The organism is Streptomyces griseosporeus, assembly GCF_014656055.1.
In the GTDB taxonomy this organism is placed as follows: Bacteria; Actinomycetota; Actinomycetes; order Streptomycetales; family Streptomycetaceae; genus Streptomyces; species Streptomyces griseosporeus.
Window position 1 is genome coordinate 1 of the sequence record NZ_BNBR01000010.1, and the last position, 25,874, is coordinate 25,874.

A 25,874-nucleotide genomic window follows, 5' to 3' on the forward strand; every position below is an offset into this window, starting at 1 on the left:
GGAGCAGGCCGCGTACATCGGTGTCGACGTCGACGGCCCGTACAAGCCCGACCACTACCGCTACTGACCGGCCCACCCCACCCGACGACGAGAGCACCACGGTCTGACGGCCCCGGCCCGCCGGCACTCCCCTTGTTGCCCTCGCCGCCCTCGCTGCCCCCGCACCGGACAGGTTCCGGCGCGGGGGCCTTTTTTGCGTGCCCGCCGGCGGAAGAGTTCACTCAACTTTTCGCCCAGCGCGCCTCGTTGACGGTCGGTCACATGTTCCCCCAGTGATACGATCACCGCACTCGCGGCGCGGGCGGACGCATGCGTTCCCGTGGTGGATTCCCCCAGCTGCCGTCAGTCGCCTGAAGAGAGTCTTATGACGGAATACATACAGAACCCTGTGCTCTGGGCTGTTGTCGTCGTCCTCGTCGCCGCCATCGCCGTCATCGTCCGCCAGCGCAAGTCGGCGCAGGCCCTGCGGCACGAGATCGACGGACTGCGCAGTCACTACTCCGATCTGGAGAACCACTACGCGCAGTCCGTCGCAGCGGCCCAGGAGCAGGCCGAGGACGCCACCAAGACCGTGCTGAAGTCCGCCATGCGGACCCTGCAGGGCCTCGCCGCCGAGCAGCAGCTCGTCGTGTCGCGGCTGCAGACCAAGTACGGCGACTCGACGATCCTCCAGGACCTGCTGGAGATCGACCACACGAACTCGCAGTTCGGGCGGCGGGCGCAGTCCATCGCCGTGCTGTGCGACGGGTGGCTCGGGCGGCACCGGGACGCCGCGTCCGTGTACGACGTGGTCAGGAGCGCGCAGGGGCGGATCCGGCACTACCGGCGCGTGGAGATCCTGTCGCAGGTCGACTTCGGGATCACCAGCCGGGCCGTCGAACCCGTCGCGCTCGCCCTCGCCGAGCTGCTCGACAACGCCACCAGCTACTCGAGCCCGGACAGCGTTGTCGAGATCAACATCCGTACCGTGCCCAAGGGCATCTGCATTGTCGTCGACGACGCCGGCGTCGGGATGAACGACGAGGAGCGGGCGCGGGCCGAGAAGTTGCTGTCCAGCGAGCGGGTGTCCGGTGTGTCGGGCCTCGGCAACCCCCCGCAGTTCGGGTTCGCCGTGATCGGTGTGCTCGCCGAGCGGTTCGGCTTCGAGGTGTCCGTCGACTCGTCCTCCCCCTACGGAGGCGTGCGCGCGGTCGTCCTGCTGCCGCACGATCTGCTCACCGCCATGCCCGAGCAGAAGGTGCAGGCCCCTGCCGTGTCCGCTGCCGCCGTACCCCACCCTGCCGGACCCGAGCCGTCGCTCACCGCGGCCACCACCGCCGACGGGCTGCCGCGCCGCCGCCGCAAGCGGCCGATGGCGATCGTCCCCGGAAGCGCCGGAGGCGCGGGAGGCACCGGAGGCGGCACCGCCGGGCGTGGCTCCGGCTCCCGCTCCGGGGCCGAGACCGCCGCGATCATGGGTGCCTTCCAGCGGGGCACGCAGTCCGGGCGGGCCGCGCACGACGACCGCGCGGGCCGCACGGACCAGACGAGCGGCACCACCGGTGCCAGCAGTGAAGGACATGAGGTCTCGTGAACGACGATCTGTCATGGATGCTCGACAGCGCCCTGGAGATTCCCGGGGCCCTGCACGCGGTCCTGATCTCCGCCGACGGGCTGCTGATGGCCCGTACCAAGGACTTCGACAAGGACAACGCCGACCGGGTCGCCGCCGCGATGAGCGGGGTGCAGTCGCTCAGCCGTTCCCTGGGCTTCTTCTGCGAGGACCCGCGGCAGGCCTGGCGGCAGACCCTGGTGGAGTTCGACGGCGGCTGGGTCTTCCTGATCTCCGCCGGTGAGGGCGCCTACCTCGGCGTCTCCGCCAGCCCGGACGTCGACATGCAGGACATCACCTTCCGGATGCAGCAGCTGGTCGGCCAGCTCGGCAAGGCGCTCGCCGCGCCGCCGCGCGAGAACCTCGGCGCGCGCTCATGACCGGGCCGGGGGAGTGGGAGCCCGAGGCCGCCGAGTTAGTACGGCCCTACGTCATCACCAAGGGCCGCGGCCTGCCCGACGAGGCGGAGCTGTCCCTGATCACGCTCGTCACGGCGGCACCCGAGGGACCGCGGCGGCCCACCCGGCTGTCCCCCGAGGAACAGCGGCTGCTGGACATCTGCTCCGCCGGCTACCTGTCGGTCGCCGAGATCGCGGGGCACACCCGGCTGCCGCTGGGCGTGGTGAAGATCCTCCTCGCCGCGCTCACCGAGGGCGGCTACCTCATCACCCGCCCGCCCGTCGCCCGCGCCCCCCTCGCCGACCGGGAGATCCTGGAGGAGGTACTGAATGGCCTTCGCGCCAAATTCGGTTGAGCCGCCACACGCGGTCGAGCCGCCGCACGCGGTCGAGCCACCGCATGCGGTCGAGCCGGACACCGCCGGGGATCCGCCCGCTCCGCACGCCGGGCCGGGCACCTCGCCCCGGCTCGGCGCGCAGGCCTACGTCCGCGGCGGCGCCACCCAGACCGCCGTCAAGATCCTCGTCGTCGGACACTTCGCGGTGGGCAAGACCACCTTCATCGGCACGATCTCCGAGATCGAGCCGCTGTCCACCGAAGAGACCATGACCCGGGCCGGCGAGGAGATCGACGACCTCAAGGGCGTCACGGGCAAGACCACCACCACGGTCGCCATGGACTTCGGCCGCCTCACCATCAGCGACCGGGTCGTCCTCTACCTCTTCGGCACGCCCGGCCAGCAGCGGTTCGTGCAGATGTGGGAGGACATGGCCCGCGGCGCGCTCGGCGCGCTGGTCCTCGTCGACCCCGAGCGGCTCGCGGACTCCTTCCAGGTCATCGACCTGATCGAGCAGTACAGCCTCGACTACGCCATCGCCGTCAACCACTTCGACGGCGCCCCGCTGCGCGACGAGGCCGCCCTGCGCGAGGCCCTGGACCTGCTCGACGACACCCCCGTCGTCACCTGCGACGCCCGCGACGAGAAGTCGTCGGCCGCCGCCCTGACCACCCTGGTCCGCTACCTGCTGGACCGCGTCCGCTAGGACACGCCCCAGAGGCCCCCAGGACGATCAGAGACACCCGAGGACGACGGTCCTCCGGCTCCCCCGAGAACTGAGAGCAGACATGGACGCTCACACCCCCGCCCCGGTCCCCCCGCCGGGGTGCCCGGCCCATGGTTCCGGCGGCCGGGTGCCGCTGTACGGGCCGGAGTTCGCGGCCGACCCGCAGGCGTACTACGCCTTCATGCGGCACTACGGCCCCACCGCCCCCGTGGAGATCGCCCCCGGCGTCGAGGCGACCCTGGTCACCGACTACCAGGCCGCGCTCCAGCTCCTGCAGGACTCCGGCACCTTCCGCAAGGACGCCCGCCGCTGGCGCGACTTCAACGAGGGTCGCATCCCCGCCGACAGCCCGGTCGCGCCTGTGCTCGCCTACCGGCCGAACTGCATGTTCGCCGACGGCGCCGAGCACCTCAGGCTGCGTCAGGCCGTCACCGACAGCATGGCCCGCGTCGACTCGCGCCGCCTCAGCCACACCGCCGAGCAGGTCTCCGACTACCTCATCGAGCAGTTCGCCGCCCGCGGCTCGGCCGACCTGCTCGGCGACTACGCCAAGCAGCTGCCGCTGTTCGTCTTCAACGAACTCTTCGGCTGCCCCGCCGACATCGGCGACCGGGTGCTGTTCGGCATCTCCGGGATGTTCGACGGTGTCAACGCCGAGAAGGCCATGGGCGTGATGTTCGGCGCCCTCGGCGAACTCGTCGCGCAGAAGCGGGCCCGGCCCGGCGAGGACGTTACGTCCTGGCTGATGGCCCATCAGGCACGCCTCACCGATGAGGAGATGGTCCACCAGCTGGCCCTGCTGATGGTGGCCGGCAACGAACCGCTGCGGAACCTCATCGGCAACACCCTGCACCGGCTGCTCACCCACGACGCGTACGCCCACCGCGGCGGACTCATCGACGAGGCGCTCGACGACACGCTGTGGGAGAACCCGCCCATGCAGAACCTCGCCGCGCACTACCCGGCCGCCGACATGGAGTTCGCCGGGACCAAGCTCCAGGCCGGCGACCTGGTCCTGGTGAGCTTCGCCGCCGCCAACACGGGCCCCACGCTCACCGCTGCCCGGCAAGCCGGCAGCAACCGCGCCCACCTCGCGTGGAGCGCCGGCCCGCACGCCTGCCCCTCCAAGGATCCCGCCCGGCAGATCACCGTCACCGCGGTCGAGAACCTGCTCAACCGGCTCCCGGACGTCGAACTCGCCGTCCCCGAGGACACCCTGGCCTGGCGCCCCGGCCCCTTCAACCGCGGCCTGACCACCCTGCCGGCCCGGTTCACCCCGGTGGAGTCCGTCCGCCGCGCGGCCCCCGAGCCGCGTCCGGCGGCGCCCGCGCACCCCGGCCCGGCCCCGGCCGCCGCCCGCAAGGGCGAACGCGGCGGCCTGTGGAGCCAGTTCCTGAACTGGCTCATCAAGTGAGACGACCTGTCAAGTGATTCACACAACACCCACCAACCCCCCTTGATCGCATGACGGTTCAATCACAGGGGTAGTCAGGAACGCGGCGTTCCGTGTTGCTGACGAGGCAAGGGAGGGTGTCGTGGACCACATATCCGCGTACTCCACTACCAGACCGCACCCCTGGCACCCCCCGATACCCGCCCCCGCAGGCGGGTATCTTCATGCGGGCCCCGAGACGTCCGGCATCGCAGACCACATCGGGAACCCAGGCACCCTGGGCTCGCTCACCGCCGGTCAGCTGCGGCGGCTGTGCGCCGTCGCGGGACTGGGCCCGGCCGCCGCCGACGGCTACGCCCGTACCCTCGTCGGGGCGCTGGGCCCGGTCGCCGACCGCCCGCTGGACCTGCCGCCGGTCACCCCGACGTTCCTCTCCGACGACCACACCCCGGTGGAGTACTCCCTCTCCTTCACCCCGGGCGCGGCCCCCGCTCTGCGCGTGCTGCTGGAACCGGGCTGCGGCGCAGGCAGCCTGGCTCGCAGCGGTCGCGCGGGACTCGCGGCCGTCCGGGAGATGGCTCGGCGCTGGAACTTCTCCACCGCCGTGCTCGACGAGCTGGAGGACCTCTTCCTGCCGCCCGCGCCCGAGGGTCCGCTCGCCCTGTGGTGCGCGCTGGAGCTGCGGCCCGGCGGCGTACCGAAGGTGAAGGTCTACCTCAATCCGGCGGCCCGGGGCGCGGGCCGCGCCGCCGCGACCGTGCGGGAGGCCCTGCGGCGGCTCGGTCACCGGCGGGCGTTCGACGCGCTGCCTGCGGCCGACGGACATCTGTTCTTCGCGCTGGACCTCGGCGACTGGGACGAACCCCGGCTCAAGGTCTACCTCGCCCACCAGGACCTGACCGCCCGTGCGGCGGGCGGGCTGAGCCGGATGGACCCCGGCCCCGGTGAGGCGGAGATCCGCGCGTTCTTCCACCTGGCCACCGGCACCGGCACCGGTCCCGACCTCGGTGCCGGCACGGTCGGCGGAACCGGCGCCGTACGGCTCGACCGGCGGCCCGGCCAGTCCTGCCACGCCTTCACCGAGACCGCGAGCGGCCGGCCGAGCGGCTTCACCCTCTACATCCCGGTACGGGACTACGCCCGCGACGACGAGGAGGCGCTGGCACGGGCGGAGGCCGTCCTGGACCGCTACGGCATGGACCCCGTTCCGCTGCTCGCCGCCGTGCCGGCCCTCACCGCCCGCCGCCCGGCGGACGGCGTCGGGCTCGTCGCCTACCTCGGCCTTGCCCACCAGCAGGGCCGCCCGCCGCGCGTGACCGTCTACCTGTCGGCGGAGGCCTACGCGGTCCGGCCGCCCGCGGGCACGCCCACCGCCTGTCCCGAACCCGTGTCCTGAGCCGCGCCCCGAACCGGTGTTCTGGGCCGCCGCGCGGCTCCCGGTGGGACCGGGAGCCTCAGCGGCCGGGCCTCACGCGTCCTGCAACTCCCGCAGATACGCGCCGACGTCGACCTGGATCGACGTACCCTCCGTCCTGCCGTACCGCTCCTCGATCCCGCTGAGATACGCCGCTATCTCCTTGCGCATGACGTCCGCGGAGGGCAGGGACGCCTCCCCGGCGACGAGCCGCGCCACCCAGCGGGCCTGGGCCTCGACGAGGCGGGTGATGGAGCCGTGCGGGCGGATCAGGCCGAGGAAGTACAGGCCGGGACGGTCCGGGGCGACGACACGGCGGTACAGCTCGACCGGGCCGCCGTCACCCGCCGGGCAGCCGGCCGGCAGGAACGGGAAGGACATGCGGAAGCCGGTGCAGTAGACCACCGCGTCGGCCTCCTCCGCGGTCCCGTCCGCGAAGAGGACCCGGCCGCCGTCGAAAGCCTCGATCGCGGGCTTGGGGACGACCGCGCCGTGCCGGATCCGGCTGAGGATCTCGTCGGAGATGGTCACGGCCGAGGAGAAGACGGGGTGGTCGGGCTCGGGCAGCCCGTAGTCTGACAGCCTGCCGCGCGCCACCAGCAGCGCCTTCTCCACCCAGGCGCGTTGCTCGGGGAAGGACATCGCGGTGAACCACGGGGCGTCCGCGATCAGGTCCACGGGTATGCCGAAGAGCTGCTTGGGGATGATGTGCAGTCCCCGGCGCACCGACAGCAGGGTCCGCGCGGCGTGCCGCGACAGGTCCGCGGCGATGTCCACCGCGGAGGCGCCGAGCCCTACGACGACCACGCGCTGTCCGGCGAAGTCGGCGCCGTCCTGGTAGTCCATCGAGTGCAGGATCGTTCCGGCAGAGGTGTCGGCACCCGGCGGCAGCGGGTCGGGCAGGGCCGGTCGGGTGTTGTGTCCGGAGGCGACGATCACGTGCTCGAAACTCCGCGTCCGCTGCGCGCCTTCGGCATCCCGGCTGACCACGGTCCATGAACCGTCCACTTGCTGACGTACCGTCAACACCTTGGTGCGCAGCTCGATCCGGTCCAGCAGCGTCGCCCACTCGGCGAACGACCGCAGGTAAGCGGCGACATCGCTGTGCCGTGGGTAGAGGGGCAGGGAATCCGGCATCGGAAAGTCGGTGTAACCCGTCAGCTGCCGGGCGCTGTTGAGATGCAGGGCCCGGTAGGCCGGGCCGCGCTCACCCGCTTCCGGCTGCCGCCAGATGCCGCCGACGTCCGGCGCCTTCTCCAGGCAGACCACGTCGACACCCCTCGCCTTGAGCGCGTGTGCGGCCGCCAGTCCGGACAGGCCTGCACCGATCACGCACACGCTCACGCCGCCCCCCACACTTCGAACACGGTTTCTCTATGCACGGCCATTGACTGCCCAACGCGCTCACGGCTCACACCGGCACCAGGGGCCACCGGCTGAGGCGTACGCCACGCCCGAGAAGGACAGTTGGGGCGTGCTACGACGCTTCGGGCGGCGCCGGCTGCGGGGGCGCCGTCGGCCCCAGGGTGCGCCGGGCCACCCGGTCCAGATGCCGGGCGAAGACCTTGCGGGCGTCGGGGGTGAGGGTACGCAGCGCGATCAGGGCCGTGAACACCACGTCGCACAGCTCGGCCTGCACGTCGTCCCAGCTGTGCGTGGTGCCCTTGCGCGGGTTCTGCCCGGTCGCGCCGATCACGGCCTGCGCGGTCTCGCCGACCTCCTCCGACAGCTTCAGCACGGCCAGCAGCAGTCCTTCCCGGCCGCCGATGGGCTGCCGTGCCTCCAGCGAGGCCCACAGGGCGTCGACGGTGTCCCACAGACCGGCTGCGGCGTCGGCTGCCGCTGGGGTGGTGGCGGTGGCATTGGCGGTGTCGTCGTGACTCATGCGGGGCAGCCTGCCACGAGCGGTCCAGTGGCCGGCCGGCTGCCGGCCCCCGGTCGCCCGTCCCCGGCCTACTCCGCCAAGTCCTCCTCGAACAGCGCCTCCTGCTCGCCCTGCTTCTGCCGGCGCACCCGCTGGACGCGCAGGCCCACGGCCACCGCGGTGGCCAGCCCGGTCGCCGCGAAGGCGAACGGCACCATCCAGCCCCGGTCGACGGTGTGGCCGAGGGCGTGGTCCAGGGAGAGCCGGCCGGGTCCGGTGACGGCGAGACCGGCCGCGGTCAGGCCGAGGGAGGCGGCGTACTCGTATCCGCCCTCCTGGTTGAAGAAGCCGTTCGGGGCGTGCACGGAGGCCGCGCCCGCCATCGCGCCGGCCGCCGCCGCACCGGCCGCCGGGGTGGCCAGGCCCAGCGCGAGCAGCGTGCCGCCGCCCGCCTCCGCCAGGCCCGCGGCCATCGCGCTGACCTTGCCCGGGCGATAGCCGACGGACTCCATGAACTGGCCCGTGCCCTCGATGCCGTGGCCGCCGAACCAGCCGAACAGCTTCTGCGCGCCGTGCGCGGCCAGCACGCCGCCGGTGCCCAGCCGGAGCAGCAGCAGGCCCAGATCACGTCGGTCGTACAAGGTCATGGTGGCTCTCCCAGGCAGACGGCCGGCCGTGCGGCGCGCTCGACAGCAGGAACAGGTCCCCTCCGGTGGCTCCCTCCCCTGCTCCACCGTCGCACCGGGGGCGGCCGGCCACCCCGCGCGGAGGGCCGTTCGGGTGGGAGAGGCCCCGGCCGGGCCCGGAGAGATCTTCACGACCCGCGGTCATCTGGAGGTCGACAGCGAGTCCGACGGGGGCCGCGCGCTGCCGGCCCGCTACGGCAACGACGCCTGGGGCGAGATGCGTACCCGCCGGCGCTTCACCGTCGAGGACGACGGCCGTATCTCCCGCTTCGAGACGGGCCAGGCCTGACGCCGGTCCGTGGTGTCCGGCAGCCGTCCCGCCCCCCGGTGCGCACCTCGCGGTCCCTCGCGAGGTCCACCCCCACCCGGTACGGCGGGACGGCTGCCGCTTCCCCCCCTCGGTATGGCTTGCGGAATACCAGTGCTCCAAGTGTGAAGTTCTGGTGGAGGAGAGTTGAGCATAAGTCCTCTACCGGCCGCAATACCTCGGAAGTTCACATTCCGCTTGTGCAGATCGTGGCGGTTGTGGAAGGCGCCCTGATCAGCCGCGCCCCACGTACGGCATCGTCGTCGCGAGCACCGTCGCGAACTGCACGTTCGCCTCCAGCGGCAGCTCGGCCATGTGCCGCACCGTCCGCGCCACGTCGGCCACGTCCATCACCGGCTCCGGCGCGATCTCCCCGTTGGCCTGGAGCACGCCCTTCTGCATACGGGCCGTCATGTCGGTCGCCGCGTTGCCGATGTCGATCTGCCCGACGGCGATCCGGTACGGCCGCCCGTCCAGCGCCAGCGACTTGGTCAGCCCCGTCAGCGCGTGCTTGGTCGCGGTGTACGGCGCCGAGTGCGGGCGGGGCGTGTGGGCGGAGATGGAGCCGTTGTTGATGATCCGGCCGCCCTGCGGATCCTGCTCCTTCATCTGCCGGTAGGCCGCCTGCGCGCACAGGAACGCCCCGTTGAGGTTGGTGTCCACCACGTGCCGCCACGCGTCGAAGGACAGCTCCTCCACCGGCACCCCGCCCGGCCCGAACGTGCCCGCGTTGTTGAAGAGCAGGTCGACGCGGCCGAACCGCTCGACGGTCGCCGCGAAGAGCGCGGCCACGTCCTCGGGCCGCGCCACATCGGTGCGTACGACGAGACAGGTGCCCTCCGGCACCAGCGCCGCCGTCTCCTCCAGCGTCTCGGTACGGCGCCCGGCCAGGGCCACCGACCAGCCGGCGCGCAGCAGCTCCACGGCGACCGCGCGGCCGATGCCGGAGCCGGCGCCGGTCACCACCGCGATCCGGGAGCGCGGGGGGCGTTCGGGGTTTCGCTCGGTGTTCATGGCCTGGCAGCGTAGGCGAAGGTCCACAGTGTGAAACCCGGCATTCCGCCATCCGGGCACCCCCGGCGTCGGCTCAGAGGGAGAGCAGTGCCCCGGCGCCGTCCTCCTCCGGGCTCTCCGGGTTCTCCGGGTTCTCGCCCGGATAGCGCACCCCGACCCGCTCGCGGATCGCGTCCAGCGTGCGCATCACCGCCAGCGTGCCGTCCAGCGGCACCAGCGGCGACTCCGTCTCCCCGGCCCGCAGCGCCCGCATGACCTCCCGCGCCTCGTGCCGGAACGTGCCGCGCGGCCCGTCGGCCGGGTCCGCCGTGAACTCCTCGGGGTCACGGCCGTCCCGGTGCAGCACGAACCGCTCCGGGTGGAAGAACCCGTCCGGCACGTCGATCCGCCCGTGCGAGCCGGTCACCGACGCCGTCACCCCCGTACCGCCGACGATCGAGCAGTGCACCGACGCCAGCGCCCCGCTGTCGAACGACAGCAGCGCCCCCGTCTGCAGGTCGACGCCCTCCGGGGACAGCACGGCCCGCGCCGCCACGTCGGCCGGCTCGCCGAGCAGCAGCTGGGCGAAGGAGACCGGGTAGACCCCCAGGTCGAGCAGGGCGCCGCCGCCCTGGTGCGGGTCGCGCAGCCGGTGCGCGGGCGGGAACGGGCCGGCCAGGCCGAAGTCGGCCTGCACGGTGCGCACCTCGCCGATGGCCCCGTCGTCCACGAGCGCCTTCAGCCGCCGTACCAGCGGATGGCAGTACATCCACATGGCCTCCATCAGGAAGCTGCCGTGCTCGCGGGCGAGGGCGACCAGCTCCTCCGCCTGGCGGACGTTCAGCGTGAACGGCTTCTCGCACAGCACGTTGCGCCCGGCCTCCAGCAGCAGCCCGGCCGCCGCGCGGTGCGCCGCGTGCGGGGTGGCGACGTACACCACGTCGACGTCGTCGTCCGCCGCGAGGGAGGCCCAGTCGCCGTAGGCGCGCGGGATGCCGAAGCGGTCCGCGAACGTCTTCGCCGAGGCCTCGCTGCGCGACGCCACCGCCACGACCTCGGCGTCCGGCAGATCCACCAGATCCGCGGTGAACGCGGCGGCGATCCCGCCCGTCGCCAGCACGCCCCACCGCACCGTGTCCGCCGTCATACCCGCCCCACCCTCTGTTGCGTCTTCAAGCAGCCTGTACGAGCTGAGAGCATAGGGGCCGCATCTGTCGAAGAGGGAGGGCCGCATGCCCGAGGGTGGGGCACACAGACCGCAGACGACGCGGAGGGGGCGGGCCGAGCCGGCGGCCGGGACGCGGCCGGCCGCCCCGGGACCGCACCGCCGAACCGGACTGCTCGTCACCCTCGTCCTCGGCGGACTGACCGCCACACCCCCGCTGGCGATGGACATGTACCTGCCGTCGCTGCCGGAGGTGACCCGCACCCTGCAGGCCCCCGCCGCCACCGTCCAGCTCACCCTCACCGCCTGCCTTCTCGGCATGGCACTCGGGCAGCTGGTCGTCGGACCCATGAGCGACCGCTGGGGCCGCCGCCGCCCGCTGCTGGCCGGCCTCGCCGTGTACGTCCTCGCCACCGCCCTGTGCGCCTTCGCCCCGACCGTCGGGACGCTGGTCGCCTTCCGGCTCGCGCAGGGCCTCGCCGGGGCGGCCGGGATCGTCATCGCCCGCGCGGTCGTCCGCGACCTGTACGACGGTGTGGCCATGGCCCGCTTCTTCTCCACCCTCATGCTCATCTCCGGCGTCGCCCCCGTCGTCGCCCCGCTCATCGGCGGGCAGATCCTGCGGGTGACGGACTGGCGGGGCGTCTTCGTCGTGCTCACCGTGGTGGGGGCGCTGCTCGGCACGCTGGTGTGGTTCCGGCTGCCGGAGACGCTGCCGCCCGCGGACCGGCACTCCGGCGGCGTCGGCGAGGCCCTGCACTCGATGCGCCGGCTCCTCACCGACCTGCCCTTCACCGGCTACCTCCTCGCGGGCGGCTTCGCCTTCGCCGCCCTGTTCGCCTACATCTCCGCCTCGCCCTTCGTCGTCCAGGAGATCTACGGCGCCTCCCCGCAGACCTTCAGCCTGCTCTTCGGGCTGAACTCCGTCGGACTGGTCGTCGTCGGCCAGATCAACGGCAAGGTCCTCGTCGGCCGGGTCCGCCTGGACCGGGTCCTCGGCGCGGGCCTCGCCGTGGTGATCCTCGCGGCGACGGCCCTGCTGCTCATGGCGACCGGCGCCTTCGGCGACGTGGGCCTCGCCCCCGTGGCCGCCGCCCTGTTCGTGCTGATGTCCGCGATGGGCGTCACGCTGCCCAACACCCAGTCCCTCGCGCTGCTGCGCACCCGGCACTCCGCGGGGTCGGCGTCCGCGCTGCTCGGCACGTCGTCCTTCCTCATCGGCGCGATCGCCTCCCCGCTCGTCGGCGTCGCCGGGGAGCACACGGCCGTGCCCATGGCCGTGGTCCAGCTGACGGCGGGGGTGGTGGCACTGGCCTGCTTCCTGGGCCTGTGCCGCCCCTGGCGGACGGGTACGGACGGCGGGGACCGGGGCGCCCCGGGCGCCGTCGGGGCCGAGAACGCGGGAGCGGGACACTGAGCGCGCCGAGACTGCGCCGGGACACCCCCGAGCGGGCCGGACTCGACCCCGACGAGCTGGGACACCTGGTGCGCGAGGTCCGCGACCTCACCACCGGGCCCCGCCCCTGGGCGGCGGGCGCCGTCGTCGTCGCCGGACGCGGCCCCGTCGTGGCGGTCCACGAGGCGGCGGGCCACGCCGTCCGGTACGCCGCCTACGACCCCGCCACCGACACCGGCGTCGAACTCCCCCCGGCCGACCGGGTGCCCATGACCGTCGACACCCCCTTCGATCTGGCCTCCCTCACCAAGCTGTGCACCGCGGTCGCCGCCGTGCAGCAGATCGAGCGGGGCACGCTCGGCATCGACGCCCTGGTCGGCGCGTACCTGCCGGAGTTCCGCGGGGCCGCCGGCGCGGGCGTCACCGTACGGCAGCTGCTCACCCACACCTCCGGGCTGCGGCCGGAGCTGCCCCTGTACGACTGCGCGGACGACGCGGAACGCCTGGCGCTCCTGCGCGCGGAGGCCCCGTCCGCACCCCCCGGCACCTACCTCTACTCCGACCTCAACCTGCTGCTCCTCCAGCACCTCCTGGAGCGCCTCACCGGCCGCCCCCTGGACGTGCTGGTCCACGACGGCATCACCCGCCCCCTCGGCATGACCGCCACCCGCTTCGGGCCGTGCCCCGGCGCGGCCGCCACCGAGGACCAGCGCAGGCCCTGGGCCAAGGCCGACCGGGGCATGCTGCGCGGCGAGGTGCACGACGAGAACGCCTGGGCGCTCGGCGGGGTCGCCGGGCACGCGGGCCTGTTCTCCACCGCGTGGGACCTGGCGGTGTTCTGCCGGACCCTGCTCGCGGGCGGCTCCTACGGCCCGGCCCGCATCCTCGGCCCCGACTTCGTGGAGCTGCTGCTCACCCCGCCGGGCCTGGGCTTCGCCGTGGACCAGCGCTGGTTCATGGGCGACCTGGCAGGCCGGGGCGCGGCGGGCCACACGGGCTTCACGGGCACGTCGCTGGTCCTGGACCCGGCGACGGACACCTTCCTCGTCCTGCTCGCCAACACGGTCCACCCACGCCGCCGCACCCCCGACAGCGGCCCCAGGGCAGCGGCGGCGACGCGACTGGCGCGGGCGGTGCGGGGGGTGGGTGCGGCCTGAGGGACCCGGAGGGGACGGCCTGCGGGAGCGAGGCTGTGACCGGCTGATGAAACCAGGGTCTGACCGCCTGATGAAACCAGGGTCGGACCGCCTGAGAGAATCGTCCGGTGAACGTCCCCGTGTCCTCCTCGCCCGCCGACACCCTGCGCACCGCGCTCTCCGGCCTGCTCGACGGCCTGCCGCCCCGGCAGGCCGCGCAGGCCGTGGAGCGGCTGATCGGCCACTACCGGGGGGCCACCCCGACCGACGCGCCGATCCTGCGTGACCGGGCGGACGTCGCCGCGTACGCCGCCTACCGGATGCCGGCGACCTTCGAGGCGGTGCGCTCGGCGCTGGCGGCGCTCGCCGGCGCCGCGCCGGAGTGGACGCCCTCCGGGCACGTGGACGTGGGCGGCGGCACGGGCGCCGCGACCTGGGCGGTCACCGCGGTCTGGGACGGCACCCGGCCCACCACCGTCCTCGACTGGGCCGAGCCCGCGCTCGCCCTCGGCCGGGAGATCGCCGCGGCCAACCCGGCCCTGCGGGACGCCCGCTGGCAGCGCTCGCGCATCGGCACGGCGCTCACCCTGGCCCCCACGGACCTGGTGACCGTCTCCTACGTCCTCAACGAACTCACCGCCGCCGACCGGGCCGCCCTCGTCGACGCCGCCGCGACCGCCGCGCAGGCCGTCGTGATCGTCGAACCCGGCACCCCCGACGGCTACACCCGCGTCCTGGAGGCCCGCGACCGCCTGATCGCGGCCGGCTTCCAGGTGGCCGCCCCCTGCCCGCACAGCGCGGCCTGCCCGATCGCCCCCGGCACGGACTGGTGCCACTTCTCGGCGCGCGTCAGCCGGTCCTCCCTGCACCGCCAGGTGAAGGGCGGCTCCCTGCCCTACGAGGACGAGAAGTTCGCCTACGTCGCCGCGACCCGCTTCCCGGCCACCCCGGCCCCGACCCGCATCATCCGCAAGCCCCAGATCCGCAAGGGCCAGGTCCTGTTGGACCTGTGCGAGCCGGCGGAACGGCTGGACCGGGTGACGGTGACGAAGCGGCACGGGGATCTGTACAAGGCGGCCCGGGACGCGGAGTGGGGGGACGGCTGGCCGGCGGCCGACTGACCCGGTGCCGCCGTGGGCCTCTCGCCGCATCCCGCGTCCACGGCCCGCCCGGACCGCTACCGTCGCCCTGCACACGACAGCGACGAGGGGCGGTGGGCGATGGCGCCGGTGGGTGCGGCTCAGGTGTGGGTGTGGGTGACGGCGGTGGCGGCCGGGGTGGTGACGGTCGGGCTGGTCCTCGTCATGGTGCTGGTGGACATGGACACGGCCGGGCAGGTCGCCACCGTGACCGGCACCGTCCTCAGCGCGGCGGCGCTGCTGGTGTCGGTCCTCGCCCTGGCGGGCGGCGGCGGGAGCGGGCGGACCGTACGGGCCGGCCGGGACGGCATCGCCGTCGGCGGCCATGTGACGGGCTCGGCACTCGGCAGGGACGCGAAGGTCTCCGGCGCGGCGACACCCCCCGCGGCCACCGCGCCCGCCCCGGACGCCGACGTCCGCTCGGCCCGGGGCGGCGTGGCCACGGGCGGCGACGTCACGGACGGCGCGCTGGGGCCGGGCAGCCGGCGGGACATCACCTGACGTCCTCGCGAGACGACGCGTCTTGTGGGGCTGGTATGTTCGGGACATGCCCGACCCGCAGCCCCGCAAGCAGGCCCCGGACGCCACTCGCCGCAGCCAGCGGTCCCGGCAGGCGATCTACGACGCCGCCCTCGCGCTCGTCGCCGAGGTGGGGTATCCGAAGACCACCGTCGAGGGCATCGCCGCCCGGGCCGGGGTCGGCAAGCAGACCATCTACCGGTGGTGGCCCTCCAAGGCGGACGTCCTGCTGGAGGCCTTCCTCGACCTCTCCGCGCAGGCCGCCGAGCAGGCCGGGGCGCAGCCCGGGGAGCCGTACGCCCTCCCCGACACCGGTGACCTCGCCGCCGATCTCAAGGGCGTGCTCCGCGCCACCGTCGACGAGCTGCTCGACCCCCGCTTCGAGACCCCCGCCCGCGCGCTCGCCGCCGAGGGACTGGTCAACGAGCAGGTCGGCCGGGAGTTCGTGGCCAAGCTCCTCGAACCGCAGCTCCAGCTCTACGTCGACCGGCTGCGCGCCGCGCAGGACGCCGGGCAGGTCCGCCCCGAGGTCGATCCGCGCATCGCGCTGGAGCTGTTCGTCTCACCCCTCGCCCAGCGCTGGCTCCAGCACACCGGCCCGATCTCCTACGACTACACGGACACCCTCGTCGACTACGCCCTGTACGGCCTCGCCCCGCGCGTCTAGGGGGTGCCTCGCCGATCAGGCCGGATCAGCGAGCGGTGCCAGACACCGGGAGCCCGGCATGATCGGCGAGGCACCCCCTAGGGGGCGTCTCGTCCCACCTGCCCGGAATTGAGCACTCCGGACCCCCGATGGCCCGGAAGGTGCGACCATAGGGCATGCTGTTCCGCACGACAGCGAGGCGAGGGGATAGATGAGCCAGGAGTTCGGTGGCCGGACCGGCCTGCGGGGCAAACTCACCCAGTGGCTGCGCGGAGGCGGGCCGAAGGAGGCTGCCGGTGACGGCGGCCGTGAGGCCCTGCTGCTCGCCGCCGCCAAGGCCGGACTGCCGCTCGCGCCCGCCGCCCACCCGGCGCCCGGCTACCGCTGCTCCTGCGACCGCGTCGGCTGTCCCACCCCGGCCCGGCACCCGGTGTCGTTCGCCTGGCAGACGCAGTCCACCACCGACCGCGGCCAGATCGAGCGCTGGGCCCGCCACCAGCCGCTGGCCAACTTCATCACCGCCACCGGCATGGTCCACGACGTCCTCGACGTCCCGCTGGAGGCCGGACGCGAGGCGCTGGAGCGTCTGCTCGCCGCCGGGATCGACGTCGGGCCGGTCGCCGAGAGCGACGACGGCCGCATGCTGTTCTTCACCCTCACCCGCGGCACCCCCGAGGACGAGGACGAGTGGTGGCCGTGCGAGCTGGACTGCCATCCGGAGACCATGGACGAGCATCCCGGCCTGCGCTGGCACTGCCGGGGCTCCTACGTCCTCGTCCCGCCCGCCCGGCTCCCCGGCGACGACGGACAGGCCGTGCACTGGGTACGCGGCCCCGAGCATCCGCTGCCCGACCCGCTGACCCTGCTGGAGGTCCTCACCGACGCCTGCGCGCGGTACGTCGGCGAGGAGCCCGACCACGCGAACGCGGCCTGGCCCCTGCGCCACTGAGATCCGGCGGCCCGCTCAGCTGCCCTGCGCCGACGTGAGGCCCTGCACCCGGCCCAGCACGTCCACCTGCCCCTGTCCCGAGCCCTTCTTCGGGTCCAGGGCCACCTCGTTGGAGACGAACTCCATCAGCAGCGACTGCTTGATCTCACCCTTGGTCAGCGCCAGCACGGCCTCGTTCGGGGTGGGGACGGTCGCGCCCGCCGCCGCGGTCTGCTTGCGGTAGTGGCGGCTGGCGAAGAACACCAGCGCGCCGCCGTCCGCGGTGCGCAGCGCCAGCGGCGCGTAGTCGCCGGCCGTCGCCGCCTCGTCGATGTACTGGGTGACCAAGCCCGGCTTCTTCGCGTTCTTCTCCCGCTGAGCGCGCCACACGCTGGTGTGGGTGCCGTCCGCGAAGGACGTGCCGCCGCTGCGCAGGTAGTCGGTGTAGCCCTTGCTCAGGTCCTCGGGCGCGGCGGCGAGGTCCGGCGAGTCGGCGGGGACGGCCTCGGCGAACCCGTCGGCGTCCTTCTTGAACCGCGGTACGTCGGACGGCTCGACCAGCGTCAGATACGCCACCTGCCACGGCTCGTCGAGGTCGTGCCGCAGGAACACCAGCAGCCAGCGGGCCGAGGTGCTCTTGTTCGACTTGGTGTCGGCGACGAACCAGCGCGGCCAGCCGGCCTTCTTGGGGATGGTGTACTTCGCGTCCGACAGTTCCAGCGGCGCGTGCTCGGGGTTGCCGCCCGGGTTGTTGGCGTGCCCCGCCGTCAGCCGGGCCGCGTCGATGTCGCCCAGCGGGCCGGTGGTGTAGTCGGCGTCCAGGGAGTTGTCGTAGGCCTTGTCGGCCCGGTTGTACGCGCTCGTGAACTGCTCCAGCGCCTTGGCCGCCTCGGCGGGCGTCGCCGCAGGCAGCACCTCGCGCTCGCCGTGCACCACCACGCACCCGCCGGCCGTCAGCGACAGGGCGGTCACCACCGCCGCCGCCATGAGTGCGTTCCGCTCACGCCTACGAAGCCAGCGCCGGCTGCGTTCCCTGGTCATCGGGCTCCTTCACCTTCCCCTTCCCGGAGGCGAACCCTACCGGGAGGCGAGGAGCCGCCGACGCCGGGTCCCCGTCAGGCCTTCTCCCGTACCGCGGGGGAGGGTTGGGCGGGCTTCTGGGGGCCCGAGCCGAAGCCCAGCGGGGACAGGAACAGCGCCAGCGTCGGCACCAGGTACAGCAGCCAGACCGTGACCTGCAGGACCGTCGGGTCGGGCTGGAAGTTGAAGACGCCCTTGAGCAGGGTGCCGTACCAGCTGTCCGGCGGGATGGTGTCGCTGATGTCGAAGGCCTGGTTCGTCAGGCCCGGCACCCAGTCGGCCTCCTGCAGGTCGTGGAAGCCGTACGCCAGCACGCCCGCCGCGACGACGACCAGCATGCCGCCGGTCCACGTGAAGAACTTCGCCAGGTTGATCTTCAGCGCGCCCCGGTAGAACAGCCAGCCCAGGAGAACGGCCGTGGCCAGGCCGAGCGCCACGCCGATCAGCGGGCGCGGCGTGCCGTCGGAGGCCGCGTGCACCGACGCCCACACAAACAGGGCGGTCTCCAGCCCCTCCCGGCCCACCGCGAGGAACGCGGTCGCCACCAGCGCGGCCGTGCCCATCTGCAGGGCCGCGTCCAGCTTGCCGTGCAGCTCGGACTTCAGGTGCCGGGCGGTGCGCCGCATCCAGAACACCATCCACGTCACCAGGCCGACCGCGACGATCGACAGCGACCCGCCGAGCGCCTCCTGCGCCTCGAACGTCAGCTCCTGCGAGCCGAACTCCAGCGCGCAGCCGAAGGCGAGGGCGATCGCCACCGCGATGCCGATGCCCACCCAGATCGGGCGGATGGCGTCCCGGCGGCCCGTCTTGACCAGGTAGGCGATGAGGATGCAGACGACGAGCGAGGCCTCCAGGCCCTCCCGCAAACCGATCAGGTAGTTGGAGAACACGGCCCTACGCCTCCTCGGAGAACAGCGTCCGCCCCCACCAGTCGCCGGAGTCCCGGACGCCCGGCGGGACGGCGAAGACGGCCGAACCCACGTGCTGGATGTACTCGTTCAGCGCGTCCATGCGCGCCAGGTTGCGCTGGATGGGGATGAAGCCCTTGCGGACGTCCCGCTGGTAGGCGAGGAAGAACAGCCCCGCGTCGAGCCGGCCCAGTCCGTCCGTGCCGTCGGTGAAGCTGTAGCCGCGGCGCAGGATCGTCGCCCCGTTGTTGGAGTCGGGGTGCGCGAGCCGGACGTGCGCGTCGGGCTTCATCGCCTTCAGGAACGGCTCGTCGCGCTCCTTGGCCTTGCCGACGGGCGCGCCCTCGCCCTTGTCCCGGCCGAAGACGTCCTCCTGCTCCTGCAGCGAGGTGCGGTCCCAGGTCTCGATGTGCATCCGGATGCGGCGGGCGACGAGATACGAGCCGCCGGTCATCCAGGTGGGCCCGTCCTTCTCGCCGACCCACACGAACTTGGCGAGCCGGTCGGTCTCGGTGCCCGCGATGTTGCGGGTGCCGTCCTTGAAGCCCATCAGGTTGCGCGGGGTCTGCGCGTCCGGCGTGGTGGAGGAGGTCTTGCCGAAGCCGAGCTGGGACCAGCGGATGGAGACCTTGCCGAAGCCGATGCGGGCGAGGTTGCGCACGGCGTGCACCGCGACCTGCGGGTCGTCGGCGCAGGCCTGGATGCACAGGTCGCCGCCGCTGCGGTTCTTGTCGAGGTTGTCGCCGGGGAACTGCGGCAGGTCGACCAGGGCGGCCGGCCGCTTGTCCTTCAGGCCGAACTTCTCGAAGAGGGACGGGCCGAAGCCGATCGTCAGCGTCAGCCGGGACGGCTTGAGCCCCAGCGCCTCGCCGGTGTCGTCCGGCGGCGCCTCGGCCAGTCCGCCGTAGGCGCCCTCGCCGACCGCCCTGCCCGCGGTCATCCGCCGGGCCGCCTCGGTCCAGTCCTTCAGCAGCTGCACGAACGCGGCGCGGTCGTCGGTGTCCACGTCGAACGCGGCGAAGTGCAGCCGGTCCTGCACGGGCGTGGCGATGCCCGCCTGGTGGGCGCCGTGGAACTCCACGGCGCCGCCCACCTCGGCGGCGGCCGGGTCGACGTCGTTGCCGGTGCGGGTCATGGCGACGGCACCGCCGGCCGCGGCGGCGCCGAGCGCGAGGCCGGCCCCGCCCCAGCCGATCAGCGCGCGCCGGCTGGGCGCGGCGGCCGTGGCGCGGGCCGTCTCGGTGCCCTCGGTGGCGTCCTGGGGGTCGGTCATGGGTGCGTCCCTTGCTTCCCTTACTTCGCTACGGCGGCGGCGAGCTTGGACAGCGGCTCGGCGAGCGCGTTCACCGCGTCGGAGAGCTTCTTGCGGTCGGCGTCGGCCACCTTGTCGTAGGAGGTGAAGTCGTAGGAGTTCTTGTCCGCGCGGTAGTCGTCGAGCAGCGTGTTCAGCGCGGCGAACTGCTTGTCCAGCTCGGCGGTGAGCGCCTTGTCGTTCTCCTGCGCGACCGGCTTCAGCAGGTCGTAGGACTGCTGGGCGCCCTCGACGTTGGCCTTGAAGTCGACCAGGTCGGTGTGCGAGTAGCGCTCCTCCTCGCCGGTGACCTTGCCGGTGGCGACCTCGTCGAGCAGCTCCTTGGCGCCGTTGGCCATGGAGGTGGGGGTGATCTCGGCCTTGCCGACCCGGCTCTGCCAGTCCTTGAGGTCGGTGATCAGCTGGTCGGCGAGGGCCTTCTCGGCGGTGCCGATCTTGCCGTCCTTCCACAGGGCCTTCTCCAGCCGGTGCCAGCCGGTCCACTTCTGGCCGGGCTCCAGGCCGTCCTCGCGGACGTCGACCTTGGGGTCGATGTCGCCGAAGGACTCGGCGACCGGCTCGGTGCGCTCCCAGCCGATGCGGGAGGGGGCGTAGGCCTTCTTGGCGGCGGCGACGTCGCCGGCCTTGACCGCCTTCACGAACGTCTCGACCTTGGGCAGCGTCTCGTCCGCCTGCGCCTGCGCGTACGCCCGGTAGGCGGCGACGGCCTTGTCCAGGCGCGGGTCGCGCTGGGCGGCGGCGCCGGCGCCGGTGACCTTCAGGGCCTGGCGGATGCCGGCGCCCTTCATGCCGGGCTTGCAGGCGATCTTGTAGTCGCCGGCCTTCACCTCGGCGGTGACCTTCTGCTTGGTGCCGGGGCCGATGTTCTCGCGCTCGGTGACCACCCGGTCGTCCGGGAAGAGGACGTAGACCTCGGTGACCTTGGAGCCCTTGTTCTCGATGGCCAGCTCGACGTGGCCCGCGGAGATCTCCTTCTTGGAGGTCTCGCACGCGGTGTCCGTGGCCGTCACCTCGATGACGCGGTCGTCGCCCTCGGCGCTGCTCTTCTCCGTGCAGCCGGTGACGGCGGTCAGAGCCGCGGCGGTGGCTACGGCGGTGACGACGGACAGTCTGGCGGCTCGCATGCGGGCTCCTGGCGGATGGCTGAAAAACGTCGTGACGGGCCTCACAGGGATTGGTGAGGCTCGCCTAACTTATCTAAGCCTTGCCTGCCTGAGACCCCGGTGTGCCGTGATTCAGCTCTCATAGACGGCGTATGGGAACGGTGCGATCTCAATGACCTAAAAGCCACGCAAAGAACAGACCAAGAGAAGTCCAAGGATGACCAGGTGGACCGGGATGTTTCAATGCCCGCGTGACTGACTACGACGTACTGCGCGTCTTCTGTGCGCCGAACGGCGGATACGGCAATGAGCTGGGCGTCGTCCGCGACGGATCCGTCCTGCCCCGGCAGGACGACCGGCAGGCCCTCGCCGCGAAGCTCGGCTTCAGCGAGACGGTGTTCGTGGACGACCCCGAGCGCGGGGTCGTCGACATCTACACGCCCACCCTGCGCCTGCCGTTCGCCGGTCACCCCTGCGTCGGCACGGCCTGGCTGCTGGACGTGCCCGAACTGGTCACGCCCGCCGGGGTGGTGGGCGCCCGGCAGGACGGGGAGTTCTGCTGGATCGAGGCCCGCCCGGAGTGGGCGCCGCCGCGCACCCTGCGGCAGTACGCGAGCGCGGCCGAGGTCGACGACCTGGCCGTGCCGCCGCCGGGGGAGTGGATCTACGCCTGGGCCTGGGAGGACGAGCCGGCCGGCCGGGTCCGCGCCCGCGCCTTCCCCGGCCGCGACGACGGCATCGAGGAGGACGAGGCCACCGGCGCCGCGGCCCTGCTCCTCACGGCCCGCCTCGGCCGCGCCCTCAACATCACCCAGGGCTCCGGCTCCCAGATCCTCACGGCCCCCCAGCCGCACGGCTGGGTGGAGATCGGCGGCCGGGTCGTCCTCGAACGCTGAAAGCCTGTGTGCCCGCGGGGTTCACGCGGTCACCCGGAACTCCTCGCCCAGCGCCCGGAACACCGCCGTGTTCAGCGCGAACGCCCGCTCGCACTCCGCCACCACCCGCCGCCTCTCCACCGCGTCCGCCCGGAGGCCGTCCAGCAGCGCCCGGTAACGCCGCTTGAAGGCGGCCGGGTTGGGGATCTCCTCGAACACGTAGAAGCGGACCCCGTCGCCCTTGCGGGCGAAGCCCCAGGTCCGCTCCGCCGAGTCGCGGATGATCTGGCCGCCGGACAGGTCGCCCAGACAGCGGGTGTAGTGGTGCGCCACATATCCGGCGGGCCAGCGCTCGGCGCACTCCCGCACCCGCGCCGCGTACGCCCGCGTCTGAGGCAGCGCCTCCAGCCCCGCCCGCCAGCCGGGGCCCCGCAGATGCGCCAGGTCCCGCGCCAGCGCGGGCAGCCGGAACAGCTCCGGCCGGACGAACGGACCCGCCACGGGATCCGCCGCCAGCCGCTCGGCGCCGGCCTCCAGCGCCTCGTACACGAACCACAGCTGCTCCGTGTACCGCGCGTACGCGTCCACGCCGAGCCGTCCGCCGAGCAGGCCGCTCATGAACGCCGAGGACTCCGCCTCCGTGTGCCGCGCGCGGGACGCGGTGCGGAGGACGGCCGAGAAGGACTCCATGGCGCCCATCCTGCGCAACGGATCACGGCAGGGTGAGGATCTCCGCGCCCGTGTCCGTCACGACCAGCGTGTGCTCGAACTGCGCCGTGCGCTTGCGGTCCTTCGTCACGACCGTCCAGCCGTCGTCCCACATGTCGTACTCGTGCGTCCCGAGCGTCAGCATCGGCTCGATCGTGAACGTCATCCCGGGCTGCATGACCGTCGTCGCGTGCGGGCTGTCGTAGTGCGGGATGATCAGGCCCGAGTGGAAGGAGGAGTTGATGCCGTGGCCCGTGAAGTCACGGACCACGCCGTAGCCGAAGCGCTTGGCGTACGACTCGATGACCCGGCCGATGACATTGATCTGCCGGCCCGGCCGGACCGCCTTGATCGCCCGGTTCAGCGCCTCCCGCGTGCGCTCGACGAGCAGCCGGCTCTCCTCGTCCACGTCACCCACCAGATAGGTGGCGTTGTTGTCGCCGTGCACCCCGCCGATGTACGCCGTCACGTCCAGGTTGACGATGTCGCCGTCGCGCAGGACCGTCGAGTCCGGGATGCCGTGGCAGATCACCTCGTTGACCGAGGTGCACAGCGACTTGGGGAAGCCGCGGTAGCCCAGCGTGGAGGGGTAGGCGCCGTGGTCGCACATGTACTCGTGCGCCACCTTGTCCAGCTCGTCCGTGGTCACGCCCGGCGCGATCAGCTTCGCCGCCTCCTCCATCGCCTGCGCCGCGATCCGGCCGGCGACCCGCATCGCCTCGATCGTCTCGGGCGTCTGCACCTCCGGTCCGGTGTACGGCGTCGGCGCCGGCTTGCCGACGTACTCGGGGCGGCGGATGTTTCCGGGCACGGAACGGGTGGGGGACAGCTCCCCGGGCACAAGCAGCGACTGGCCAGACATGCCAGCGAGTCTAACCAGCGGGCATGCGGGAATATGTTCGTGGCGAGAGGAGCTGGTCATGGCCCTGTTCAAGAAGCGCACGGCCGGAAAGCCGGGCGAGTGGTACTACTGCCTGGAGCACAAGAAGGTCGAGGAAGGCCCCGACTGCCCGGGCAAGGACCGGTTCGGGCCGTACGCCTCCCGGCAGGAGGCCCAGCACGCGATGGACACCGCCCGCGAGCGCAACCTCCAGTGGGAGAACGACCCGCGCTGGCACGACGCGCCGGCCGGCCCCGCGGCCGACGACGACTGATCAGGCGCCGCCCGCCGCAGCCGTGGACGCGGACGGGGCCGCGGCTGCGCGCCGCTCGCGCAGCCGCGCCGCGTGCTCGCTGGTCCGCACGTCGTACGTCATCAGCTTCGGCAGGCACAGCGCCAGCACCCCCACCGCGCCCGCGCAGGCCAGCCCGCCCGACCACACCGACGCCCGCACGCCCCACCACGCGGCGAAGGAGCCCGAGCGGACCTGACCGAGCGTCGGCCCCACCGAGTACGACAGCAGCTCGATCCCGGCGAGCCGGCCGCGCAGCTCGTCCGGGATCGTCTGGTTCCACATCGCCCCGCGGAAGATCCCGCTGACCATGTCGCAGCCGCCGGCCACGGTCAGGAACAGCAGGACGAGCCACACGTTCCCCACGACCCCGGCCGCCGCGATCGCCAGCCCCCACAACGCCGCCGCCAGCACCACCATCCGGCCGTGCCGGTGCACCCGCGAGGCCCAGCCGCTCGTCACGCTCACCAGCAGCGACCCCAGCGGCACCGTCGCGTACATCAGGCCCAGCGCCCACTCGGCGTCCAGCTCGTCCGCGAGGAACGGCAGCACGGTCAGCGGCATCGCCAGGAACATCGCCGCCAGGTCGACGGCGTACGTCCCCAGCAGCTCCTTGCGGCGCCAGGCGTACCGGGCGCCCTCGGCGACGGCCCTGAGCGACGGCTTCGCCGCCTCGTGGGACGCGGGGGAGGAGGCGATGCGCGCGATGTACGCCAGCGACACCGCGAACGTCGCCGCGTCCGCCGCGTACGCCCAGCCCAGGCCCGCGTACGCCACCACCACGCCCGCCAGCGCCGGTCCGGCGACACCGCCGACCGTCCAGCGCAGCGAGTTCAGCGCGGTCGCCGCCGGCATCTGCTCATGGGCGACGATCCGCGGCCACAGCGAGTCCAGCGCGGGCCGCTGCACCGACGTCAGGGCGGAGGACAGCGCGGCCACCGCGTACAGCGGCCAGACCGCCGGGTCCGGCAGCAGCGCGTTCACCAGCAGCGCCACGCTGAGCAGCCCGAGCCCCGCCTCCGTCCACACGATCAGCGTCCGCTTGTCGAAGGCGTCGGCGAGCGCCCCGCCGTACAGCCCGAACACCACCAGCGGCACCAGCTCGACGGCCCCGATCGCACCGACCGCGGCGGCCGACCCGGTCAGCTCCTTCGCCTGCACCGGCAGCGCCACGAACGTCAGGAACGTCCCGAAGTTCGACACCAGCCCCGCCATCCACAGCCGCCGGAAGTCGGCGGACGCCCGCCAGGGGGAGAGGTCGGGCAGGAGGGAGCGGAGGCGCGAGGAGGGGGCGGGGGCGTCGTCGGTCACGAAGGGGAATGGTCGGCGCCCGGCTCAGCGCGGAGCAACCGGTTTTCCGCCCGCCGTTCCCGCCTGTCCCGCCGTCACCAGGGCGCGGGCGGCGGCGCGGTCAGGGACTCCGCCAGCCGGGCCAGCCGGTCCCGGAACCGGCGCCGCCCCCGGGGCGCGCCCGGCACCGGGTTCTCCCCGGCCGCCGCGCTCACCAGGTGCTGCACGGTGTCCAGGTCCAGCTCGGCGCCCTCCGGCACGGCCAGCGACTCGTGCGCCATGCCCGCCAGCTCCCCGGACGTGCCGCTCAGCGACAGCACCGTCACCCCCGCGCGCCGGGCGTCGTGCACCCGTTCCAGCAGCGGAGCGGCCGGCTCCTCGGGTGCCACGACCAGCAGGGTCTCCCCGCGCCGCGCCGCCTCGATCCGCCCCGGCCCGACCGCGAGGTGCGCCGGGTCCGAGGGGCGCGCGGCATGCCGTACCAGCGTCGGCGCCAGCTCCGGCGTACCCGACCAGGCGGCCTCGTCCGCCAGGTGCGCCGCCAGATGCCACGGCTCGTACGCCGGAGTCCCCACGAGCAGCAGCCCGCCCCCGTGCGACACGACCGACCCCCGCAGCACCCCGGCGAACCTGCGCGTGGCCCCCAGCCACTCGGTCCCGGCGAGCACTTCCCGCAACAGCGCGACCCGTACGGCGTCCATGGCGCCGCATCCTGCCGCACCACGCCCCCGCCGGCGCCGCGTTCCCCCCGAATTCGCCCGACGTGGGGAACCACCCGCGGCC

28 protein-coding genes and 1 pseudogene are annotated in these 25,874 nt (G+C 73.2%); 16 read left to right on the forward strand and 13 right to left on the reverse strand.

Features of this window, described 5'->3' with window-relative positions; genetic code table 11:
- From IE308_RS37530 to IE308_RS35185, 7 genes are all read left to right on the forward strand, one after another.
- Positions 1-67: adenosylhomocysteinase (locus IE308_RS37530; protein WP_190221139.1), on the forward strand; the 67-nt coding region annotated here is incomplete at its 5' end.
- 297 nt (positions 68-364) lie between these two features.
- Positions 365-1,573: a sensor histidine kinase gene (locus IE308_RS35160; protein ID WP_110627842.1), complete on the forward strand. Its 1,209-nt coding sequence runs from the start codon at positions 365-367 to the stop codon at positions 1,571-1,573.
- Positions 1,570-1,971, forward strand: a complete 402-nt coding sequence (locus IE308_RS35165; protein ID WP_110627841.1) for a roadblock/LC7 domain-containing protein — start codon at positions 1,570-1,572, stop codon at positions 1,969-1,971. The genes IE308_RS35160 and IE308_RS35165 overlap by 4 nt, the downstream gene beginning before the upstream one ends.
- Positions 1,968-2,345 carry a DUF742 domain-containing protein gene (locus IE308_RS35170; RefSeq protein ID WP_110627840.1) on the forward strand — a complete coding sequence of 126 codons (378 nt, stop codon included), beginning with the start codon at positions 1,968-1,970 and terminating at the stop codon, positions 2,343-2,345. The genes IE308_RS35165 and IE308_RS35170 overlap by 4 nt, the downstream gene beginning before the upstream one ends.
- Positions 2,320-3,033 (forward strand): GTP-binding protein, encoded by a 714-nt coding sequence (locus IE308_RS35175; RefSeq protein ID WP_229909367.1) that lies wholly within the window; start codon positions 2,320-2,322, stop codon positions 3,031-3,033. The genes IE308_RS35170 and IE308_RS35175 overlap by 26 nt, the downstream gene beginning before the upstream one ends.
- A gap of 82 nt (positions 3,034-3,115) precedes the next feature.
- Positions 3,116-4,468 carry a cytochrome P450 gene (locus IE308_RS35180; RefSeq protein ID WP_190220996.1) on the forward strand — a complete coding sequence of 451 codons (1,353 nt, stop codon included), beginning with the start codon at positions 3,116-3,118 and terminating at the stop codon, positions 4,466-4,468.
- Between the two features lie 121 nt (positions 4,469-4,589).
- Positions 4,590-5,843 (forward strand): tryptophan dimethylallyltransferase family protein, encoded by a 1,254-nt coding sequence (locus tag IE308_RS35185; protein ID WP_268256500.1) that lies wholly within the window; start codon positions 4,590-4,592, stop codon positions 5,841-5,843.
- Between the two features lie 72 nt (positions 5,844-5,915).
- Here the strand turns inward: IE308_RS35185 and IE308_RS35190 are convergent, their stop codons facing one another.
- From IE308_RS35190 to IE308_RS35200, 3 genes are all read right to left on the reverse strand, one after another.
- A complete protein-coding gene (locus IE308_RS35190; RefSeq protein WP_190220997.1) occupies positions 5,916-7,205 on the reverse strand; it encodes a flavin-containing monooxygenase in 1,290 nt (429 codons plus the stop codon).
- 133 nt (positions 7,206-7,338) lie between these two features.
- Positions 7,339-7,746 (reverse strand): MazG-like family protein, encoded by a 408-nt coding sequence (locus tag IE308_RS35195; RefSeq protein ID WP_229909369.1) that lies wholly within the window; start codon positions 7,744-7,746, stop codon positions 7,339-7,341.
- A 68-nt stretch (positions 7,747-7,814) separates the two neighbouring features.
- Complete coding sequence (locus tag IE308_RS35200) at positions 7,815-8,372, reverse strand: DoxX family membrane protein (protein ID WP_110627836.1); 558 nt, start codon at positions 8,370-8,372, stop codon at positions 7,815-7,817.
- A 160-nt stretch (positions 8,373-8,532) separates the two neighbouring features.
- Here IE308_RS35200 and IE308_RS35205 point away from each other — a divergent pair.
- A pseudogene (locus tag IE308_RS35205) lies at positions 8,533-8,700 on the forward strand (nuclear transport factor 2 family protein); the annotation flags it as partial.
- Between the two features lie 252 nt (positions 8,701-8,952).
- On the opposite strand, the gene IE308_RS35210 reads toward IE308_RS35205, so the two are convergent.
- Both IE308_RS35210 and IE308_RS35215 read right to left on the reverse strand, forming a co-directional pair.
- On the reverse strand, positions 8,953-9,732 hold the full coding sequence (locus IE308_RS35210) for an SDR family oxidoreductase (protein ID WP_190220998.1): 780 nt from the start codon (positions 9,730-9,732) through the stop codon (positions 8,953-8,955).
- Between the two features lie 73 nt (positions 9,733-9,805).
- Entirely contained in the window at positions 9,806-10,858 is a 1,053-nt protein-coding gene (locus IE308_RS35215) for a Gfo/Idh/MocA family protein (protein ID WP_190220999.1), read from the reverse strand.
- Between the two features lie 85 nt (positions 10,859-10,943).
- Between IE308_RS35215 and IE308_RS35220 the strand changes: the two genes are divergently transcribed.
- From IE308_RS35220 to IE308_RS35245, 6 genes are all read left to right on the forward strand, one after another.
- Positions 10,944-12,293, forward strand: coding sequence for a multidrug effflux MFS transporter (locus tag IE308_RS35220; protein ID WP_190221000.1), 1,350 nt, complete (start codon positions 10,944-10,946; stop codon positions 12,291-12,293).
- Positions 12,290-13,429, forward strand: coding sequence for a serine hydrolase domain-containing protein (locus IE308_RS35225; protein ID WP_229909388.1), 1,140 nt, complete (start codon positions 12,290-12,292; stop codon positions 13,427-13,429). Before IE308_RS35220 ends, IE308_RS35225 begins: the two co-directional genes overlap by 4 nt.
- Positions 13,430-13,536: 107 nt before the next feature.
- Complete coding sequence (locus IE308_RS35230) at positions 13,537-14,529, forward strand: small ribosomal subunit Rsm22 family protein (protein WP_190221001.1); 993 nt, start codon at positions 13,537-13,539, stop codon at positions 14,527-14,529.
- A 99-nt stretch (positions 14,530-14,628) separates the two neighbouring features.
- Positions 14,629-15,048: a hypothetical protein gene (locus tag IE308_RS35235; protein WP_190221002.1), complete on the forward strand. Its 420-nt coding sequence runs from the start codon at positions 14,629-14,631 to the stop codon at positions 15,046-15,048.
- Positions 15,049-15,094: 46 nt separating this feature from the next.
- Positions 15,095-15,733, forward strand: coding sequence for a TetR/AcrR family transcriptional regulator (locus IE308_RS35240; RefSeq protein ID WP_190221003.1), 639 nt, complete (start codon positions 15,095-15,097; stop codon positions 15,731-15,733).
- A gap of 190 nt (positions 15,734-15,923) precedes the next feature.
- Positions 15,924-16,661: a bifunctional DNA primase/polymerase gene (locus IE308_RS35245; RefSeq protein WP_110627829.1), complete on the forward strand. Its 738-nt coding sequence runs from the start codon at positions 15,924-15,926 to the stop codon at positions 16,659-16,661.
- Positions 16,662-16,676: 15 nt separating this feature from the next.
- Here the strand turns inward: IE308_RS35245 and IE308_RS35250 are convergent, their stop codons facing one another.
- From IE308_RS35250 to efeO, 4 genes are all read right to left on the reverse strand, one after another.
- Positions 16,677-17,681, reverse strand: coding sequence for an SCO2278 family lipoprotein (locus tag IE308_RS35250; protein WP_110627828.1), 1,005 nt, complete (start codon positions 17,679-17,681; stop codon positions 16,677-16,679).
- Between the two features lie 74 nt (positions 17,682-17,755).
- Complete coding sequence (gene efeU / locus IE308_RS35255; protein ID WP_229909370.1) at positions 17,756-18,613, reverse strand: iron uptake transporter permease EfeU; 858 nt, start codon at positions 18,611-18,613, stop codon at positions 17,756-17,758.
- A gap of 4 nt (positions 18,614-18,617) precedes the next feature.
- The gene (efeB, locus tag IE308_RS35260; protein ID WP_190221004.1) at positions 18,618-19,904 is read right to left on the reverse strand and encodes an iron uptake transporter deferrochelatase/peroxidase subunit; all 1,287 of its coding nucleotides are present in this window, start codon (positions 19,902-19,904) and stop codon (positions 18,618-18,620) included.
- A gap of 20 nt (positions 19,905-19,924) precedes the next feature.
- Positions 19,925-21,067, reverse strand: coding sequence for an iron uptake system protein EfeO (gene efeO, locus IE308_RS35265; RefSeq protein WP_110627826.1), 1,143 nt, complete (start codon positions 21,065-21,067; stop codon positions 19,925-19,927).
- Positions 21,068-21,297: 230 nt separating this feature from the next.
- Between efeO and IE308_RS35270 the strand changes: the two genes are divergently transcribed.
- Positions 21,298-21,942, forward strand: a complete 645-nt coding sequence (locus IE308_RS35270; RefSeq protein WP_190221005.1) for a PhzF family phenazine biosynthesis protein — start codon at positions 21,298-21,300, stop codon at positions 21,940-21,942.
- Positions 21,943-21,963: 21 nt separating this feature from the next.
- Here the strand turns inward: IE308_RS35270 and IE308_RS35275 are convergent, their stop codons facing one another.
- The gene (locus IE308_RS35275) at positions 21,964-22,611 is read right to left on the reverse strand and encodes a biliverdin-producing heme oxygenase (protein WP_110627824.1); all 648 of its coding nucleotides are present in this window, start codon (positions 22,609-22,611) and stop codon (positions 21,964-21,966) included.
- Positions 22,612-22,633: 22 nt separating this feature from the next.
- On the reverse strand, positions 22,634-23,491 hold the full coding sequence (gene map, locus IE308_RS35280) for a type I methionyl aminopeptidase (RefSeq protein ID WP_190221006.1): 858 nt from the start codon (positions 23,489-23,491) through the stop codon (positions 22,634-22,636).
- 58 nt (positions 23,492-23,549) lie between these two features.
- Between map and IE308_RS35285 the strand changes: the two genes are divergently transcribed.
- A complete protein-coding gene (locus IE308_RS35285) occupies positions 23,550-23,783 on the forward strand; it encodes a hypothetical protein (RefSeq protein ID WP_110627822.1) in 234 nt (77 codons plus the stop codon).
- Here the strand turns inward: IE308_RS35285 and IE308_RS35290 are convergent, their stop codons facing one another.
- Positions 23,784-25,112, reverse strand: coding sequence for an MFS transporter (locus tag IE308_RS35290; protein WP_190221007.1), 1,329 nt, complete (start codon positions 25,110-25,112; stop codon positions 23,784-23,786). It abuts the gene before it with no gap.
- Between the two features lie 74 nt (positions 25,113-25,186).
- On the reverse strand, positions 25,187-25,792 hold the full coding sequence (locus tag IE308_RS35295) for a hypothetical protein (protein ID WP_110627820.1): 606 nt from the start codon (positions 25,790-25,792) through the stop codon (positions 25,187-25,189).
- Between the last annotated feature and the right edge of the window lie 82 nt (positions 25,793-25,874).

What these genes read in the sequence shown, in the direction of transcription:
- IE308_RS35160 (WP_110627842.1), top strand. Translation starts at nt 365, where the DNA reads ATGACGGAATACATACAGAACCCTGTGCTCTGGGCTGTTGTCGTCGTC.
- IE308_RS35170 (WP_110627840.1), top strand. Translation starts at nt 1,968, where the DNA reads ATGACCGGGCCGGGGGAGTGGGAGCCCGAGGCCGCCGAGTTAGTACGG.
- IE308_RS35175 (WP_229909367.1), top strand. Translation starts at nt 2,320, where the DNA reads ATGGCCTTCGCGCCAAATTCGGTTGAGCCGCCACACGCGGTCGAGCCG.
- IE308_RS35180 (WP_190220996.1), top strand. Translation starts at nt 3,116, where the DNA reads ATGGACGCTCACACCCCCGCCCCGGTCCCCCCGCCGGGGTGCCCGGCC.
- IE308_RS35195 (WP_229909369.1), bottom strand. Translation starts at nt 7,746, where the DNA reads ATGAGTCACGACGACACCGCCAATGCCACCGCCACCACCCCAGCGGCA.
- IE308_RS35200 (WP_110627836.1), bottom strand. Translation starts at nt 8,372, where the DNA reads ATGACCTTGTACGACCGACGTGATCTGGGCCTGCTGCTGCTCCGGCTG.
- IE308_RS35210 (WP_190220998.1), bottom strand. Translation starts at nt 9,732, where the DNA reads ATGAACACCGAGCGAAACCCCGAACGCCCCCCGCGCTCCCGGATCGCG.
- IE308_RS35215 (WP_190220999.1), bottom strand. Translation starts at nt 10,858, where the DNA reads ATGACGGCGGACACGGTGCGGTGGGGCGTGCTGGCGACGGGCGGGATC.
- IE308_RS35220 (WP_190221000.1), top strand. Translation starts at nt 10,944, where the DNA reads ATGCCCGAGGGTGGGGCACACAGACCGCAGACGACGCGGAGGGGGCGG.
- IE308_RS35235 (WP_190221002.1), top strand. Translation starts at nt 14,629, where the DNA reads ATGGCGCCGGTGGGTGCGGCTCAGGTGTGGGTGTGGGTGACGGCGGTG.
- IE308_RS35240 (WP_190221003.1), top strand. Translation starts at nt 15,095, where the DNA reads ATGCCCGACCCGCAGCCCCGCAAGCAGGCCCCGGACGCCACTCGCCGC.
- IE308_RS35245 (WP_110627829.1), top strand. Translation starts at nt 15,924, where the DNA reads ATGAGCCAGGAGTTCGGTGGCCGGACCGGCCTGCGGGGCAAACTCACC.
- IE308_RS35250 (WP_110627828.1), bottom strand. Translation starts at nt 17,681, where the DNA reads ATGACCAGGGAACGCAGCCGGCGCTGGCTTCGTAGGCGTGAGCGGAAC.
- efeB (WP_190221004.1), bottom strand. Translation starts at nt 19,904, where the DNA reads ATGACCGACCCCCAGGACGCCACCGAGGGCACCGAGACGGCCCGCGCC.
- efeO (WP_110627826.1), bottom strand. Translation starts at nt 21,067, where the DNA reads ATGCGAGCCGCCAGACTGTCCGTCGTCACCGCCGTAGCCACCGCCGCG.
- IE308_RS35275 (WP_110627824.1), bottom strand. Translation starts at nt 22,611, where the DNA reads ATGGAGTCCTTCTCGGCCGTCCTCCGCACCGCGTCCCGCGCGCGGCAC.
- map (WP_190221006.1), bottom strand. Translation starts at nt 23,491, where the DNA reads ATGTCTGGCCAGTCGCTGCTTGTGCCCGGGGAGCTGTCCCCCACCCGT.
- IE308_RS35285 (WP_110627822.1), top strand. Translation starts at nt 23,550, where the DNA reads ATGGCCCTGTTCAAGAAGCGCACGGCCGGAAAGCCGGGCGAGTGGTAC.
- IE308_RS35295 (WP_110627820.1), bottom strand. Translation starts at nt 25,792, where the DNA reads ATGGACGCCGTACGGGTCGCGCTGTTGCGGGAAGTGCTCGCCGGGACC.